The organism is Vagococcus silagei (genome assembly GCF_004795745.1).
Classification (GTDB): domain Bacteria; phylum Bacillota; class Bacilli; order Lactobacillales; family Vagococcaceae; genus Vagococcus; species Vagococcus silagei.
Window position 1 is genome coordinate 140,266 of record NZ_SDGV01000004.1, and the last position, 14,984, is coordinate 155,249.

Consider the following 14,984-nt stretch of genomic DNA (forward strand, 5'->3'; position numbering starts at 1 on the left):
ATTTCCTCCTTAAGCTTTGTTCATCAAACGCCAGACTAACTGTTCACAGACATTTTGAAAACTGACATTTGATTTCAGCTTTTGACGTGCAGCTAAAACTAAATCTATTTCCGTAGCCACGACTTCTGCCCTTTGGGCACTGGACTTAATAAACGCAATAAGCAAATCAAAAATAAGCCATTGCTGTTCACGTTCTTTTGCTAATTTCACTAAGTACTGTTGGACATAAACAAATGCTAATGGATCTCTTTTAGATAAATAGCTATACCATTTTTCAACATTTGACTTAGCATCATTAAACCACTCATCTGCAATTAATTCAACTGCTTCTGATAAGGAATTACTGACTTCTGCGATTATTTCAGCTTTAGATTGAGGTACTTGTTTAGCAACTAAATCTGCTGTAATCACTTTTTTTGAAATAGGCATGAAAGTAAATTGTTGACATCTCGATTTAATCGTTGTTAATAATTGCCCTGCTTGGGACGTTAAGAAGAAAATATACGTTTCACCCTCAGGTTCTTCGATAAATTTTAATAGACGATTGCCAGAACTCGGTGTCATCTTTTCACTATCTCGTATAATTAATATTTTGGCTTGCCCTTCAAGTGCACTTTTCATCATTATCTGTTTTGCATTTTGAATTTGTTCAACTTTAAGCGATTGACCGTCTGGTTCAATCGTCAAAAGATCAGGATAATCTAAAGTTGCAACACGACGACAGACAGAACAAACGCCACACGCAGAACCATCTGCTTGTTTTTCCCGACATAAAACAAGTTGCGCAATCCATAAGCTAAAAGCATAGACATCATCTCGGTCTAAGCCTTCAAAAATATATGAATGGTTAATTTTTTGTTCTGCTGAAACTTTATTAAAAAAACGAACCAATTGTGGTTGATGCATTTTAACTTCTTGAATATTGTTTTTCATTAATAATGATAAAACCCTTCAACTGGTAAAACAAAGACCGTTGCGCCACCAACTTTTACTTCAATAGGATGGGCACTATGGACATCCATTGGCATATCGAGACTAAGTGGTGATGTGATGTATTGTTCACGTGAACGACATGTTTCTTTAATAATTTCTAAAACTTCGTCAATACGTTCGTCTTCAATTCCGACGATAAATGTTGTATTCCCTGCTCGCAAGAAACCACCTGTCGTCGATAGTTTCGTCACTCGTACATTATTTTTCGTAAATTCACTTGATAAACGGTTGCTATCTTTATCTTGAACAATAGCTAAAATAATCTTCATCTTCCAAACATCCCTTTCTAAAATAACTCGTTATTAAATCGTTCTCTGATTAAATTGTAACATGCATCAACAACAGATTCTATATTTTCAGAAGCATCTACTAAACTAATTCGTTCAGGATGTTCTTTTAACAGTAGTAAATAGGCATCTCTCACACGTTCATGAAAGGCTAAATCCTCTTGATCCAAGCGATCCAAGTCCTCTGCTTTACGACCTTTATTAATCCGTTCTAAACCAAGATGAGATTCAATGTCGAGGTAAAGAGTTAAATCTGGCATGGTATCCTCAATTGCAAACTGATTAATAGCCCAAACATGCTCCATACCTAACTTTCTACCAGCTCCTTGATAAGCTAAAGAACTGTCCACAAAGCGGTCACAAAGAACCGTTTCGCCTCGTAAAAGTGCTGGTCTTACTTTTTGAACCAAATGCTGACGTCTTGCAGCAGCATATAGAAGTGCTTCTGTTCGGTCGTCCATCTCAGTATTTTCAGGTGAGAGAATGATTTCACGAATTGCTTCTGAAATGCGAATTCCACCTGGTTCACGTGTTAATAACACTGGAATTGCCGAATCAGCTTCCATGCGTTCAGCCACTAGTTTTATAATCGTCGATTTTCCAGCGCCGTCTGGACCTTCAATTGTAATAAATTTGCCTGCCATGCGTCTTACCACCTATACTATCCTTATTTTTATAATTCTGTTCGGCCTTCAACGGCTCTTAATAGTGTTACTTCATCTGCGTACTCAATATCACTTCCAACAGCCAATCCGTGTGCCAAACGTGTTACTTTGATTCCCGCTGGTTTAATCAGACGTGATAAGTACATAGCTGTTGCTTCACCTTCAGTCGTCGCATTCATTGCTAGAATGACTTCTTGTACTTCATCGTTTTGTAAGCGTTTAATTAAAGATGCAATATTAAGATCATCCGGACCTGTTCCGTCCATCGGTGAAATAACACCATTTAAAACATGATACAATCCACGATATTCCCGCATTTTCTCCATTGACATCACATCTTTTGGTTCTTCCACAACTAAAATTACAGAACGATCACGCGTTTGATCACGACAAATATCACATGTTGCTTCATCTGTAATATTTCCGCACACATCACAAAAATGCAGATCACGTTTAACACTAATCAAAGCCTTGGCAAAATCGGTTACGTCTTCCTCACGCATTGTTAGTGTATAAAATGCTAAACGAGTGGCTGTTTTAGCACCAATTCCCGGTAATTTCATATAACTATCTATTAATTTAGCAATTGGAGTTGGGTATTGCATCATTTTTCCTACTTTCTGCCAAAAAACGAGGCTGGCCCAAACGGGAAAGCCTCTTTTCTTGATATTGATTTTTGTCTAGAATCCAGGGATTCCTTTAGCATATTGACCCATTGTATTTTCTGTTTCAACGTCAATTTTTTCTAAACAATCATTAACAGCTGTTAAAACTAAATCTTGAATCATATCAACATCATCAGGATCAACGACTTCTGGTTTAATTGCAATATCTTTCACACGTTTATTACCAGTCATGATAACTTCAACTAGGCCATTTGCTGCTTGACCTGTGAATTCTTTTTGGTCTAACTCATCTTTGGCAGCTGTCATTTCCTTTTGCATTTTTTGCATTTGTTTCATCATACCTTGCATATTTCCCATTCCGCGCATCATATTAAATCAGTCTCCTTAAATTTCTATATTATTTTTTTAATCATCTACAACATCAACTAATGAACCAAATAATTCCTTCGCTTCATCAACAATAGGATTTCTCTGAGTTGGTGGTGTTTCATCACGAGGCATATCTTGGTCGTTCATTTGATTAATGTAGTTTTTCCTTAACGTTCCCCATTCATTTTTGGGGATTGTTATTAGCTCTGGTTCATATTGTATCAAACGATTCATCCCTTGACGAATGGTTTGTTGCAATTCGACATCTTGGTTGACTTTTTGACACAGTATTTCGTAATCAAAAGCCATGACAATCCCTTTAGGACTTGCGGCAACAACTTCACTTGCCTTGACTAGCGCTCGCTGTGTCACACTTAACATACTCATCAATTCTTCCCACGCATCGTGAACGCGTTCCAAATGTTCTTTAGTTGCAGCTGATAATACACCATAAACCGCTTCAACTGGTACACGATAAGAACCGGTTTTTTTAGTTCGTTTAGGTTCTGACGTTTTCGTCTGAGTGACTGCCGTTTGAGAAATTGATTTTTTTAATTCCTGAATTAATTGTTCCAACTCAGTAACTTTCATTTGCAAACGCTCGAATTCAACCGATGATGCCCCACCATCACCATCTGATGATTCTGAAATCATTTTGGCTTGACGTGTTGCCAATTTAATACTCAAGATTTCAAGATAAATGGTTGGTTGATCACTAAATTTTAATTCCTTAAGTGTTTGATTGAAATGCTCAATCCACTGATAAATCACAACTTGTTCTGTTGAGGAACTTAATTGTTTGAAGTCATCTGTTAAGTAACCACGTTGTTCCGCAACTAAATTCGGTGCTTGTTGAAACATTAAAATATCGCGACAGTATAATAATAGATTTTCAACAATTCGTTGACTATCCTTGCCTTCCGTCATCAAAAGATTCATTAATTCTAAAGCTTCTTCAGTTTGATGATTCTGAACCGCGATTAAATAGCGATCCATCATATCATTAGTTAAACTCCCTGTTACTTCTAGTGCATCTTCAACAGTTATCGTACCGGAACTATAAGAAATAGCTTGATCCAAAATACTTAAAGCATCTCGCATTCCACCTTCAGCCGAACGCGCAATAATTTTAAGTGCTTCTTCTTCAAATGGTGTTTCCTTACTCTCTAAAATAGCTTTTAAATGTGCTTCAATCTCACTTAACGTAATCCGTTTAAAATCAAAACGCTGCGTTCGCGAGATAATTGTTGCCGGAATTTTGTGCGGTTCTGTTGTCGCCAAAATAAAAATGACGTGTTCTGGCGGTTCTTCTAATGTTTTTAAGAGTGCATTAAAAGCTCCTGTCGACAACATGTGCACTTCATCAATAATATAAACTTTATATTTAACTTGAGTTGGGGCGTATTTTACCTTATCGCGAATATCACGAATTTCTTCGACACCATTATTACTAGCCGCATCAATTTCTAAGACATCATTAATCGAACCATCGGTAATCCCTATACAGCTTGGGCAAGTATTACAAGGTTCACCGTCTTGACTATTTGGACAATTGACAGCTTTTGCAAAAATTTTAGCCGCACTAGTTTTTCCAGTTCCTCGAGGCCCTGTAAATAAATAGGCATGTGAAATTTTTTGCTGTGAGATCGCATTCTTTAATGTTTGCGTGATCATTTTTTGACCAACTAAATCATCAAAAGTTTGGCTACGCCATTGGCGATACAATGCTTGATACGTCACATAAACGCTCCTCTCAATTCGAATTTCAACTCCTTACATTATACGGTAACTGACTCAAAAATGCCACATAAACAAAGGAAAACAAATCAACTCGATTCTCTCATACTTTAGGATGATTGTGAGTTAGGTTTAGACTATGATAAAATATAAACAAACAAACGAAGGAGTGATTTTCATGGGTCTTATAAAAGCAGCAACAAGTTCAATTTCTGGTGGTTTAGCTGATCAATGGCTTGAAATTATCGAACCAGATAGTTTAAGTGATCAAACTGTTTTAACAACTGGAACTAAAGTTCGTAAAAATGAAAAACGAGGATCAAATAAAAAAGGCACTGACGATGTAATCACTGATGGATCCGTGATTCACGTTTATCCCAATACAATGATGCTCTTAGTTGACGGTGGTAAAATTATCGATTTCACTGCCGAAGAAGGTTACTACACAGTGCAAAACGATTTAGCACCTTCAATGTTCACAGGTGGTATGCGTGAAGCGATTCAAGAATCATTTAATCGTTTCAAATTTGGTGGTGTCACACCTCAAAAACAACAAGTGATCTATATTAACTTACAAGAAATTCGTGGCATTAAATTTGGTACGAGTAGCCCACTCAATTATTTTGATAATTTTTATAATGCTGAACTTTTCTTAAGAGCGCATGGTAATTATTCAGTTCAGATTGTCGATCCAATTTTATTCTATACAAATGTAGCCGGTAAAGACAAAAAACACATTACGATTGATGAAATCAATGAACAATTTCTAGCTGAGTTTTTAACAGCTTTACAAACATCAATCAATCAAATGTCAGCTATGGGAGAGCGTATTTCGTATATTCCATCAAAAAGTATGGAATTAAGTAAACAAATGAGTACTGTTTTAGATGAAGAATGGCGTCATCTACGTGGGATGGAAGTTGTCTCTGTTGCAGTCGCAAGTATTTCATACACAGACGACTCAAAAGATTTAATCAATATGCGTAATAAAGGTGCGATGCTTGGAGACGCGAATATTCGCGAAGGGTTTGTTCAAGGCTCGATTGCTGAAGGGTTGAAAGATGCGGGTTCAAACGAAGGTGGTAGTATGACCGGCTTTATGGGTGTTGGTACTGGTATGGGAGCCGCTGGTAATTTCTTTGGTCAAGCATCACAAACAAATCAAGAACAAATGAAACAACAACAAGTAGCAAATGAAGATTCATGGACTTGTCCACAAGATGGCACAGTCAATACAGGTAAATTCTGCTCCGAATGCGGTACACCAAAACCTGCTCCAGCTGGTAATTCTCAAGGTATAAAAATGCGTTGCGCTAGTTGTCACGAAGTCGTAACCATTGTTGACCAAATGCCAAAATTCTGTCCCGAATGCGGTCAAGCATTCCAAGCAGTTCCACTATAAAAAAGGTTTGTATTTCAAGAAAAGAGGGTTGTAAATGTCTGATGTTATTTCGCATAAATGTCCCAACTGTGACGGTCCCTTACTATTTGATCCTGAAAACCAAGTCTTTCACTGTGAGTACTGTTTAAGTAAGTTTTCAGAACCAGAGATTGTCGATCATCATTTTTCGGAACAAGAAGACAATTTAAAAGAAACAAAAGAACATATGTTTAACCTTTACCACTGCCCAAGTTGTGGTGGTGAAGTCGTAACTGATGAAACCACGGCGGCAACGTTTTGTTATTATTGCCACAATCCAGTCGTCCTAAGCGACCGAGTCGCTGGTGACTTTTTACCAAACGCTATGTTACCGTTCAAAGTATCCAAAAAAGAAGCACAAGAAGTCTTTTTAGAATGGGCAAGTAAAAAGAAATTTATTCCAAAGAACTTTTTCAATGCCGATCAAATCGAAAAAATGACAGGCGTTTACTTCCCTTACTGGAATGTTGATGCCAAGCTCAAAGGGAGCACTGTTGCCAAAGCAACAAAAATCGACGTTTGGCGTTCGGGTGATACCGAACATACACGAACACGAACATATGATTTAATTCGTAAAGGCTATGTCTCATTCCATTCATTGACTAAAAATGCCTTAGCAAAAAATACCAAACAAAAAATGATTGAATGTGTGCAACCATTCCCAGTTGAAGAAGCACAAATGTTTAATACCCAGTTTTTATCAGGTTTTCAAGCTGAAAAACGTGATATTGAATTTACCGAACTTGAAGCAGAAGTAAAAAAAGAATTAAATGATTATACTGGTTCCGTTCTAATGAGTGACACTGCCTTTTATACAACTATCACCAATCAACGAACCAAATCAAGAATCATTGAACAATCCAATCAATATTTATTGTTACCGCTTTGGATTATTACTTATCAAGATCGCCGACAAAATAAAACGTTCTATTATGCAATGAATGGTGTTACAAGTAAAGTTGGTGGAGTTTTACCGATTAAGAAATCACGACTATTCACTGTATCTGGACTCATCGGTGCAGTTGTCACTGGAATCTTTATTGCTGGGGGGTATCTATTCTTATGAGAAACAGACAGAATAAAGTCATCCTTTCAATAATAATTATGGTTAGTTTACTCTTATCTTTTTCAATATCTACCTTTGCAGAAAATCTAGCCGAAAAACCAGAAAGAATTTTTGATGAAGGCAATCTTTTTACCGACTATCAAAAAGAACAATTTCAAAATAGTGTCGATAATTTTAAAGAGAAAGAAACAAAAGATATTGTTATTTTAACAACACAAGATACTGGCGAAGAAGATTTAAAAACTTTCGCAACTAACTTTTATCAGAATGGTAATTTTGGTGAAGGAGAGACACATGATGGCGTGATTATCGCTTACAGCAGTCTTAACCAAAAAAAGATTGTCATTCCTTTTGGTGATCTTACAGAAATTATATCCGAAGAACGCGCAAAAGAAATTGCCGATTCAATTTCTGACATTAAAACAAATTATACGATTCCTTATGCTATTTCACGAATTGGAGACACGATTAAACAAGGGCCACCAGAGCCATGGGTTGGCAATACTGTTGTCGGAAAAGGTGATTTAGCTAGCAAACCACAACGAGTCTTTGATAAAGCAGAACTCTTTTCTCCTGAAGAAAGTACAACAATCGAAAAAGAAATCAAAGCCTTGCGTGAAAAACTAAACATTGATATCGTGGTTCAAACAACTAATACAACACAAGGTATGGAAACAAAAATGTATGCCGCTGATTTCTATGATTATGGTGGTTTTGGAACAAGTGATACGCATGATGGAATCATCTTCATCATTGATATGGAACATCGTAATTTTTATTTAGTCACAACGGGTAATATGATTGCCACATTTTCTGATCGTCGTATCGAGAATATTATTAGTGTACTCACACCTTTAATGCGCGATGAGGACTATGTTGGAACTGTCGAGTTATTATTCACAAATGTTGAAAAATACGTTACAGATGGTCCGCCAAAGGGATGGGTTTACAACAAAGAAACGGGACAATCTGAACGCTATAAATACATGTCACCATTAAAAGTTGGCGTTTCTCTCTTTTTCGGCTTATTAGCTGCGGGTGTCTTTGCCCTAATTATTAGTCGTAAATATCAACTAAAAGGAAAAGTCTATAGCTATCCTTACTATGATAACAGTGATGTTGATCTTCAAGTCAAAGAAGACAATAAAATTAGTGATTTTGTCACGACTCGAACAATTCGTACCAACAACAATTCTAGTGGCGGTTTCGGTGGCGGCGGTGGTTCATCGACATTCTCTGGAAGTAGTGGCACTAGTCACGGTGGCGGTGGCGGTAGTTTCTAACCGTGCCACTTATATATAAAAGGTTGTGACAAAAGCTACTTCTGTTTCAACGTTTAGTTTCTAAAAATAAGCCTATGAAAGCAAGTTGCTCATCACTTGATTTCATAGGCTTTTTCTATTTGTGCTATGCAGTAACCGACTAACTAATTTTCTGGTGCATGTCCATAGTGAACACTAATTAAATCCGGCATCTTATTCTCATCTAAATTAAGGTCCAATCGAAAAGACTTTTCAGTGTCAGTTGTAACGTGCCCAAAAATTTGAATCGCTTGACCTGCACCATTAGGCAAACTATTGCCCATTTTAATTATCTTTACGTTATCCCAATCATATTGCACTTTAAGTACATCTTTGGTTTCATTTTTGACATACTTGGTCAGTTCTGTTTCATGTTCTTTTAAAAAAGCAATTTGCTTTTCCTGTTGCGTCGACTCTATCATCTTTTTAACGCCAATAAATCCCATTAACAAAACAATTAAGACAATCAAACCCAACCACTTTCTTCTCATTCAAGCCACCACCATTTTGGTTAGTTTAACACAAAAGAGACTATTTTTCCTGAAATTTGTTATCCGACCTAGCACTCAATAATTCACTAATCCCTATTTCATAATTTTTCTTGTTGACTGACTAACAGTCAGTAATGTATGATAGCATTTAGTTGAGAACGATTCTCAGCTGAATGCTTTTAATTACGGTTAAAGATTAGCCGGTAAACTTTGGCGTAAATTTGCTAGCGCAAGGGTCCCAGTCGAAACACCAAATAGTTTTTCAAAATAGGGTTGGATACTTTCAATTCGCGAAATACGTTCTTGTTTAGTCCATTGATTCAACGAACCATCCACCCAATGATGAAAAGTTGTTAAAAAGAATTCCGCCGTTAATGATGGGTTATCAATCTTGATTGTCCCCTCATTTTGGGCCTGAACCAACCACTCTGTCATGATTGGCGTATACATTGTCACCATCTGTTGAAACATTTTTTGTTGCAACACTAAATTTTCAATTGAGGTCATGTAATGATAACGGTTAAGATGATTGGTCTGGTCATCCAGTTCAAAAACAAAGAACCACGCGAGTTTTTGAAAACCAGACAATGATGGATTGTTTGAAATAACTGCGAACACATCTAAATCTTCATGTAATTTACGTGCAACTAAAGCATCCGCTAATTTTTCTTTAGATTCAAAATGATAAAAGAGCGTGCCATTGGCGACACCTGCTTCTTTGGCAATTTTGCTTGTTGTGGTTTTATTGTATCCTTCAGTCCGAAACAAACTTTCAGCCACATCTAAAATTTGATTTTTACGTTCTCCAGGTTTCATTACTGTTCGTCCCATTTTTTCACCACCTAAGTTTAATTAAAACACGCACAAAAAATTTAGTCAATTTGAGAGGAAGTTTAATCTTATGTCCAAAAAATTCAGTACGCTAACACTTACAATCTTACTCTGTTTCAGTCTCGTTGCCTGTAAAAGCGAAACCTCAAAAGCAAAAACGAGTCAAGGTTTGACTTATGAAATTTATGATACTGGCGGCAAAAAAATCACCCAGGATTTAACAAAAACACCAACAAAAGTCACTGTCATTGGACAATCAATTGCTGAAATGATGGCTTACTTTGATCTAGAAAACCGCATTCAAAGTATTTCATACTTAGAAGATCAAACAATTACGAATAAGAAACTCAAAGATATACCTGTATTAGCTAAACTTTGGCCCACAAAAGAAGTTTTAATCGCCCAAGATACTGATTTAATTTACAGTTTAACCACTGCTTTTGATGATGATCGAATTGGCTCAATTGATGAATGGAATACACAAGGCGTCCCTGTTGTGACAACATCGAATTATGCGATAGGTAAAAGCATTCCTAACTACTTAGATGAAATTCGCCTAATGGGTAAACTCTTCCAAATTGAGAACAAAACTAATAAGTTTATCGAAACACAAGAAAAACGTGAGCAAAAAATTAAAGAACAATCTAAAGCTTTAAACACACAACCAAGCGTGCTTTTAATTGCGACAGATGGACGTGGTCATTACTACTACTACCCACGTAATTTTAGTTTAGTTGACGAGATGGTTGAAGGTTCTGGAGGTAAATACCTTGAGTTAAGCGACACCTATCTCGAAATTTCACTTGAGGCCGTTATCAAAGACAATCCTGATTATATTCTTTTTACTGCCTTCCAATCTGATAATCAAGAAGACTATCTAAAGAGTCTTTTAAACAATCAAAACTTACAAAACGTGACGGCAATCAAAAATAAAGCATTGCTTGAAATTGACTATATTCAAGCGACGCGTGGTGATATGAATTATATGGACCTTTATGAAAAAATCGGTCACTTCATTCAACCGGACTTAAAAATTGAGGCCTCAAAATGAAAAAAATTTTAGCGAGAAAAACATATTCTCAAATGATTACAACACTGGTCATCATCTTGTTTATCTCGATGATCACTTCACTTTTTATCGGACAATTACGTTTAAGCTTTACCGATTTTACTGAGGTTTTAACAGCCTCTTTAAATCACACCGCTCATCCTTTAGCCCGTGTGATTTGGCATATTCGCTTACCCCGAATTATTTTAGCGGTAATTGTTGGGGCAAGTTTGGCTGTCTCGGGCAGTGTCATGCAAGCCTGTATCCAAAATCCACTCGCAGATCCTTATCTCTTGGGCGTCTCCGCAGGTGCGACAACTGGGGCAACGTTTGCTTTACTTTTTGGTGTGACCGTTCTCGGTCGGTTTGGGACCAGTATCTTTGCGTTTTTAGGTGGGATTGCCGCAACCCTTACCATTTTAAAAATTGGGGCACGCTCGTCCTTTCAACAACTGACCACAATTATCTTAGCTGGTGTTGTAATCAATGCGATTTGCCAAGCTTTAACTTCTCTTTTCATTTATCTTTCAAGCAATGTCTCTGGTGTTAAAAATGTCAGTTTTTGGACAATGGGAAGCTTAGCTAATGCCTCTTGGTTTTCCGTTCTATTTCTAGGACTTTCAAGTCTAGTAGCTCTTTCCTATTTTCCGAAGCATACTAAAACACTCAATTTATTGATGATGGGATCAGAAACAGCATCAACTTTAGGCATTCAAACAGAAAAACAACAACAAAGATTCATGATTGTAACAGCTGGGCTAACCGCTGTCATTGTCTCACAATGTGGCATCATCGCTTTTGTCGGTTTGATTGTCCCCCACATGAGTCGTGTTTTAGTTGGTGTCAATCATCAAAAAATGTTACACATTACTGCCATTTTAGGCGCCCTACTCTTACTTTGGTCAGATAGTTTGGCACGTGTCATCATTCCTAATGGTGAGTTACCAATTGGGATTATCACTTCATTAATCGGTGCGCCGATCTTTATGCATCTCTTAATCAAACAAAAAGGACGTGATTCATTTTGACCTTAACAGTTAATCAATTGTCTCTCACGCTTGGTGAAAAACAAATCATTAAAAATGTGAGTCTCTCTGTACAGCAACAACAATTTGTTGGTCTTTTAGGTCCCAATGGCTGCGGTAAATCTTCCATTTTAAAATGTATCTACAAACAGTATCCAATCAAAAATGATACTGTGCATTTTTTAGAAAGTGACTTAAATACCATTGACGAAAAATGTTTAGCCACGCAACTTGCTGTTGTCAGTCAGTGGCAAGCAATAAATTTTGATTTTACAGTCTACGATATTGTACAGATGGGGCGTTATCCGCATAAAAAACAGCGCCAAAAATTTACAAAAGAAGATGATCTGATTATCTTAGTAGCTTTAGAAAAGGTGGGCTTACTACAGGCAGCCAATGAGTCATACAGTCATTTATCCGGTGGCGAGAAACAAAGGGTCATCCTTGCCCGCGCTTTAGCACAACAACCAAAATTTTTAATTTTAGATGAACCCACAAATCACCTTGATATTAAATACCAACAAGAAATTCTACGTCTTGTGAAAGCCTTAAACATTCCTGTTTTAGGAGTCCTTCATGACCTCTCACTCGCTAGTCAATTTTGTGACAAACTTTATTTTATGCGTGATGGTGCAATTCACTATCACGGCTCGATTGAAGAGATGATGAAACCAGATATTATTCAAGCTATTTATGACGTGAATTGTGAAATCATCACAAGTCAAACAACTGGAAATAAAACACTAAGTTACATTTAACAAAAAGAAAGAAGACGATTAACATGAACACAACGCTTCAAAGCAAGAGCCCATTCAAAAAATGGCTCTCACTTGCGATTATCTTACTACCAAATTTAATGATTTCTTTAAACACATACATGTTACAAATTGGCTTACCGATCATCCAAAAAGATTTACATGCCTCATTTTCTGACGCACAACTCATCTTAAGTGGATACGCCATTGGTTTAGCAACAACATTAATGATTAGTGGTAAATTAGGCGACCTTTTTGGGCGTAAGCGACTTTTAACCATTGGTGTAACAGGCTTCTTTTTCATGGCCTTAATTGGTGGACTAACACATTCGATTTTTATTTTAATTGTTGTGCGCCTTTTTCAAGGTATTTTTGGTGCTTGTATTCAACCACAAGTCCTTGTTTTAATGAAATCTAATTTTGCCAAAGAAGAGCAACCTTTAGTTTTCTCCATTTATGGAGCGATGATTGGCATCGGCTTTACATTTGGTTTAATGTTGGGTGGCTTCATTATTCATCTAAACACTTTCAACTTAGGTTGGCGCAATATCTTTTTCGTGAACATGCCACTTTGTTTAGTGATTTTACTAGGGCTTAAATTAATTGATGAAACAATTGTTGAAGAGAATAAAGCTTTTGATATTATTGGAAGTAGCCTCTTTATTGGCAGCATTTTATTATGTGTGCTTAGCTTGTTCACTTTGGCAAAAAGTACAACGCCTCTTCGCGAGTTGGGGTTAATAGGTTTAGCAATCATTCTATTTATTGTTTTTTTTCACTATGAAAAGAAAAAAAAACTGGCTACAAAACCACATCTCATTGATTTTGCTATTTTTAAAGAAAAAAATTTTGCAACGGGAATGTTGGCTGTGATCTTTGTTTATATTAATATGTTTTCACTTTTTTTCCTCATCACCTACTATGCTCAAAATGGCCTTGATTACACGGTGCCACAAACAAGCTTAGTTTTCTTACCACTAGGTTTAAGTTTCATTGCCACCTCACTTCTTTCAGCTCGTTGGGTGCGAAAAAAAGGAAATTTTGTTTTAATTTGGGGCGCGGCTCTCATGGGTGTCAGTACGATTTCTTTATGTCTTAGTGTTAAAATCACACCACAACTTTTAGCACCACAAAACATTTTGCTATTATTTTTATATGGCGCAGCGCTGGGAATGACAACGACACCACTCGTTGGAATTGTTTTAATAGATCTTAAAGCGCAATTTGCAGGAATTGGTGCAGCGATGTTAAATACGATTATGTATCTTGCGAATGCCTTAGGTGTATGTTTCATAAGTTTCATTTTTTCAAAACTACTAGCAGCAAATACCTATTCAACACAGCTTGACAACTATACCTTTAGTTTTTCAAAATCTCTCATTGCAACGGCAGTTTTTGCTGGTTTGACAACTTGTATGCTCATGAAGATGACACTACAAAAGCATAAATAAGTATTTTAAGACTCTGTTTTAGTGATATGAAAATACAACTAAAACAGAGCCTTAAAATATTAATATACTTGACATAACAACAACAAGATGTCTTTCACATTAATTGCAAATTGTACACGTTTGTTGTACAATTATCTTATCAAAAACATGTGTACTGGAGGTGCATATAAAATGAGTACAATTACATTCAGAGTCACGGATGAAGAAAAACATTTTATTCAATCTATGGCAGAACTAAATGGGTTGAGTCTATCTGAGTTAGCTCGAAAAAAATTATTAGAAAGCTTAGAAGATCAAATTGACATCACTCTCTATAATGAGGCTATGAAGGCTCATAAATTAAATGATGAAAGTATTTCTCATCAAGATATGCTTAAAGAACTAGGATTATGATGTCAAAAAAATACTCTGTTAGATATGAAAAAAGTGTAATAAAAAAATTGAAAAGGATGGACAAACATCAAGCAAGTTTGATATTATCATGGATTTCAAAAAATTTAGAAGGAACTGAGTTTCCAAGATATCATGGAAAAAGCTTAGTTGGTAATAAAAGCAGTATGTGGAGATATCGAGTTGGTGATTATCGGCTTTTAGCAGATATTAATGATGAGACAATAACCATCTTGTTGTTAGAAATAGGACACCGTAAAGATATATATAAATAGTGACACTCGGATAAGTTCTGAGTGTTTTTTCATTCTAAAAATTGATCGCAGTTAACTATCTACCAAACTATTTTTTATCACTAACTAGTTCAGAACATCTGATTGTTTCATAGTTTCTTCGAATACTAAGCACAGCTCCAAGTCATTTTAATCCATATACTAGTAACTCTTTTACTTCATTATATCATTAACGCCAATTTTATTATTCATAAACTATCTGAACAAAAAAACTGGAAATCTTCATAAGCATAGCT

At 36.3% G+C, this 14,984-nt stretch carries 17 protein-coding genes; 9 read left to right on the forward strand and 8 right to left on the reverse strand.

All coding sequences use genetic code 11. The features are described 5' to 3' along the window. Positions 1-9: 9 nt before the first annotated feature. From ESZ54_RS02165 to dnaX, 6 genes are all read right to left on the reverse strand, one after another. Complete coding sequence (locus tag ESZ54_RS02165) at positions 10-933, reverse strand: hypothetical protein (RefSeq protein ID WP_136136033.1); 924 nt, start codon at positions 931-933, stop codon at positions 10-12. Continuing rightward, on the reverse strand, positions 933-1,262 hold the full coding sequence (locus ESZ54_RS02170) for a cyclic-di-AMP receptor (RefSeq protein ID WP_136136034.1): 330 nt from the start codon (positions 1,260-1,262) through the stop codon (positions 933-935). Before ESZ54_RS02170 ends, ESZ54_RS02165 begins: the two co-directional genes overlap by 1 nt. A 17-nt stretch (positions 1,263-1,279) precedes the next feature. Next, on the reverse strand, positions 1,280-1,924 hold the full coding sequence (gene tmk, locus ESZ54_RS02175) for a dTMP kinase (protein WP_136136035.1): 645 nt from the start codon (positions 1,922-1,924) through the stop codon (positions 1,280-1,282). A gap of 29 nt (positions 1,925-1,953) precedes the next feature. After that, positions 1,954-2,550, reverse strand: coding sequence for a recombination mediator RecR (gene recR, locus ESZ54_RS02180; RefSeq protein ID WP_136136036.1), 597 nt, complete (start codon positions 2,548-2,550; stop codon positions 1,954-1,956). Between the two features lie 75 nt (positions 2,551-2,625). Beyond that, the gene (locus tag ESZ54_RS02185) at positions 2,626-2,940 is read right to left on the reverse strand and encodes a YbaB/EbfC family nucleoid-associated protein (protein ID WP_204249502.1); all 315 of its coding nucleotides are present in this window, start codon (positions 2,938-2,940) and stop codon (positions 2,626-2,628) included. Positions 2,941-2,976: 36 nt separating this feature from the next. Then, positions 2,977-4,680: a DNA polymerase III subunit gamma/tau gene (dnaX, locus tag ESZ54_RS02190; protein ID WP_136136037.1), complete on the reverse strand. Its 1,704-nt coding sequence runs from the start codon at positions 4,678-4,680 to the stop codon at positions 2,977-2,979. A gap of 175 nt (positions 4,681-4,855) precedes the next feature. Here dnaX and ESZ54_RS02195 point away from each other — a divergent pair, with 175 nt between their 5' ends. From ESZ54_RS02195 to ESZ54_RS02205, 3 genes are read left to right on the forward strand one after another with little or no spacing between them, the layout of a single operon-like run. After that, positions 4,856-6,079, forward strand: coding sequence for an SPFH domain-containing protein (locus tag ESZ54_RS02195; protein WP_136136038.1), 1,224 nt, complete (start codon positions 4,856-4,858; stop codon positions 6,077-6,079). Between the two features lie 34 nt (positions 6,080-6,113). Further along, complete coding sequence (locus ESZ54_RS02200; RefSeq protein WP_136136039.1) at positions 6,114-7,163, forward strand: TFIIB-type zinc ribbon-containing protein; 1,050 nt, start codon at positions 6,114-6,116, stop codon at positions 7,161-7,163. Continuing rightward, a complete protein-coding gene (locus ESZ54_RS02205) occupies positions 7,160-8,446 on the forward strand; it encodes a TPM domain-containing protein (RefSeq protein WP_136136040.1) in 1,287 nt (428 codons plus the stop codon). Before ESZ54_RS02200 ends, ESZ54_RS02205 begins: the two co-directional genes overlap by 4 nt. Before the next feature lie 143 nt (positions 8,447-8,589). On the opposite strand, the gene ESZ54_RS02210 is transcribed toward ESZ54_RS02205, so the two are convergent. Together ESZ54_RS02210 and ESZ54_RS02215 are read right to left on the reverse strand one after the other, a co-directional pair. Further along, the gene (locus ESZ54_RS02210; protein WP_136136041.1) at positions 8,590-8,955 is read right to left on the reverse strand and encodes a hypothetical protein; all 366 of its coding nucleotides are present in this window, start codon (positions 8,953-8,955) and stop codon (positions 8,590-8,592) included. A 189-nt stretch (positions 8,956-9,144) separates the two neighbouring features. After that, complete coding sequence (locus ESZ54_RS02215) at positions 9,145-9,786, reverse strand: TetR/AcrR family transcriptional regulator (RefSeq protein ID WP_136136042.1); 642 nt, start codon at positions 9,784-9,786, stop codon at positions 9,145-9,147. Between the two features lie 70 nt (positions 9,787-9,856). On the opposite strand from ESZ54_RS02215, the gene ESZ54_RS02220 reads away from it, so the two are divergent. From ESZ54_RS02220 to ESZ54_RS02245, 6 genes are all read left to right on the forward strand, one after another. After that, the gene (locus ESZ54_RS02220) at positions 9,857-10,837 is read left to right on the forward strand and encodes an ABC transporter substrate-binding protein (protein ID WP_136136043.1); all 981 of its coding nucleotides are present in this window, start codon (positions 9,857-9,859) and stop codon (positions 10,835-10,837) included. After that, positions 10,834-11,862, forward strand: a complete 1,029-nt coding sequence (locus ESZ54_RS02225) for a FecCD family ABC transporter permease (protein ID WP_136136044.1) — start codon at positions 10,834-10,836, stop codon at positions 11,860-11,862. The genes ESZ54_RS02220 and ESZ54_RS02225 overlap by 4 nt, the downstream gene beginning before the upstream one ends. Further along, complete coding sequence (locus ESZ54_RS02230; protein ID WP_204249503.1) at positions 11,859-12,617, forward strand: ABC transporter ATP-binding protein; 759 nt, start codon at positions 11,859-11,861, stop codon at positions 12,615-12,617. Before ESZ54_RS02225 ends, ESZ54_RS02230 begins: the two co-directional genes overlap by 4 nt. Before the next feature lie 23 nt (positions 12,618-12,640). After that, positions 12,641-14,065: an MFS transporter gene (locus ESZ54_RS02235; RefSeq protein WP_136136045.1), complete on the forward strand. Its 1,425-nt coding sequence runs from the start codon at positions 12,641-12,643 to the stop codon at positions 14,063-14,065. A 171-nt stretch (positions 14,066-14,236) separates the two neighbouring features. Beyond that, positions 14,237-14,458, forward strand: coding sequence for a type II toxin-antitoxin system RelB family antitoxin (relB, locus tag ESZ54_RS02240; protein ID WP_136136046.1), 222 nt, complete (start codon positions 14,237-14,239; stop codon positions 14,456-14,458). Next, complete coding sequence (locus ESZ54_RS02245) at positions 14,458-14,730, forward strand: type II toxin-antitoxin system RelE family toxin (RefSeq protein WP_136136047.1); 273 nt, start codon at positions 14,458-14,460, stop codon at positions 14,728-14,730. The genes relB and ESZ54_RS02245 overlap by 1 nt, the downstream gene beginning before the upstream one ends. The last annotated feature ends 254 nt before the right edge of the window (positions 14,731-14,984 follow it).

Bases quoted from the DNA above. Each gene is read 5' to 3' on its own strand.
- ESZ54_RS02165 (WP_136136033.1), bottom strand. From the start codon at position 933: ATGAAAAACAATATTCAAGAAGTTAAAATGCATCAACCACAATTGGTT.
- ESZ54_RS02170 (WP_136136034.1), bottom strand. From the start codon at position 1,262: ATGAAGATTATTTTAGCTATTGTTCAAGATAAAGATAGCAACCGTTTA.
- tmk (WP_136136035.1), bottom strand. From the start codon at position 1,924: ATGGCAGGCAAATTTATTACAATTGAAGGTCCAGACGGCGCTGGAAAA.
- recR (WP_136136036.1), bottom strand. From the start codon at position 2,550: ATGCAATACCCAACTCCAATTGCTAAATTAATAGATAGTTATATGAAA.
- ESZ54_RS02185 (WP_204249502.1), bottom strand. From the start codon at position 2,940: ATGATGCGCGGAATGGGAAATATGCAAGGTATGATGAAACAAATGCAA.
- ESZ54_RS02195 (WP_136136038.1), top strand. From the start codon at position 4,856: ATGGGTCTTATAAAAGCAGCAACAAGTTCAATTTCTGGTGGTTTAGCT.
- ESZ54_RS02200 (WP_136136039.1), top strand. From the start codon at position 6,114: ATGTCTGATGTTATTTCGCATAAATGTCCCAACTGTGACGGTCCCTTA.
- ESZ54_RS02205 (WP_136136040.1), top strand. From the start codon at position 7,160: ATGAGAAACAGACAGAATAAAGTCATCCTTTCAATAATAATTATGGTT.
- ESZ54_RS02210 (WP_136136041.1), bottom strand. From the start codon at position 8,955: ATGAGAAGAAAGTGGTTGGGTTTGATTGTCTTAATTGTTTTGTTAATG.
- ESZ54_RS02215 (WP_136136042.1), bottom strand. From the start codon at position 9,786: ATGGGACGAACAGTAATGAAACCTGGAGAACGTAAAAATCAAATTTTA.
- ESZ54_RS02220 (WP_136136043.1), top strand. From the start codon at position 9,857: ATGTCCAAAAAATTCAGTACGCTAACACTTACAATCTTACTCTGTTTC.
- ESZ54_RS02225 (WP_136136044.1), top strand. From the start codon at position 10,834: ATGAAAAAAATTTTAGCGAGAAAAACATATTCTCAAATGATTACAACA.
- ESZ54_RS02235 (WP_136136045.1), top strand. From the start codon at position 12,641: ATGAACACAACGCTTCAAAGCAAGAGCCCATTCAAAAAATGGCTCTCA.
- relB (WP_136136046.1), top strand. From the start codon at position 14,237: ATGAGTACAATTACATTCAGAGTCACGGATGAAGAAAAACATTTTATT.
- ESZ54_RS02245 (WP_136136047.1), top strand. From the start codon at position 14,458: ATGTCAAAAAAATACTCTGTTAGATATGAAAAAAGTGTAATAAAAAAA.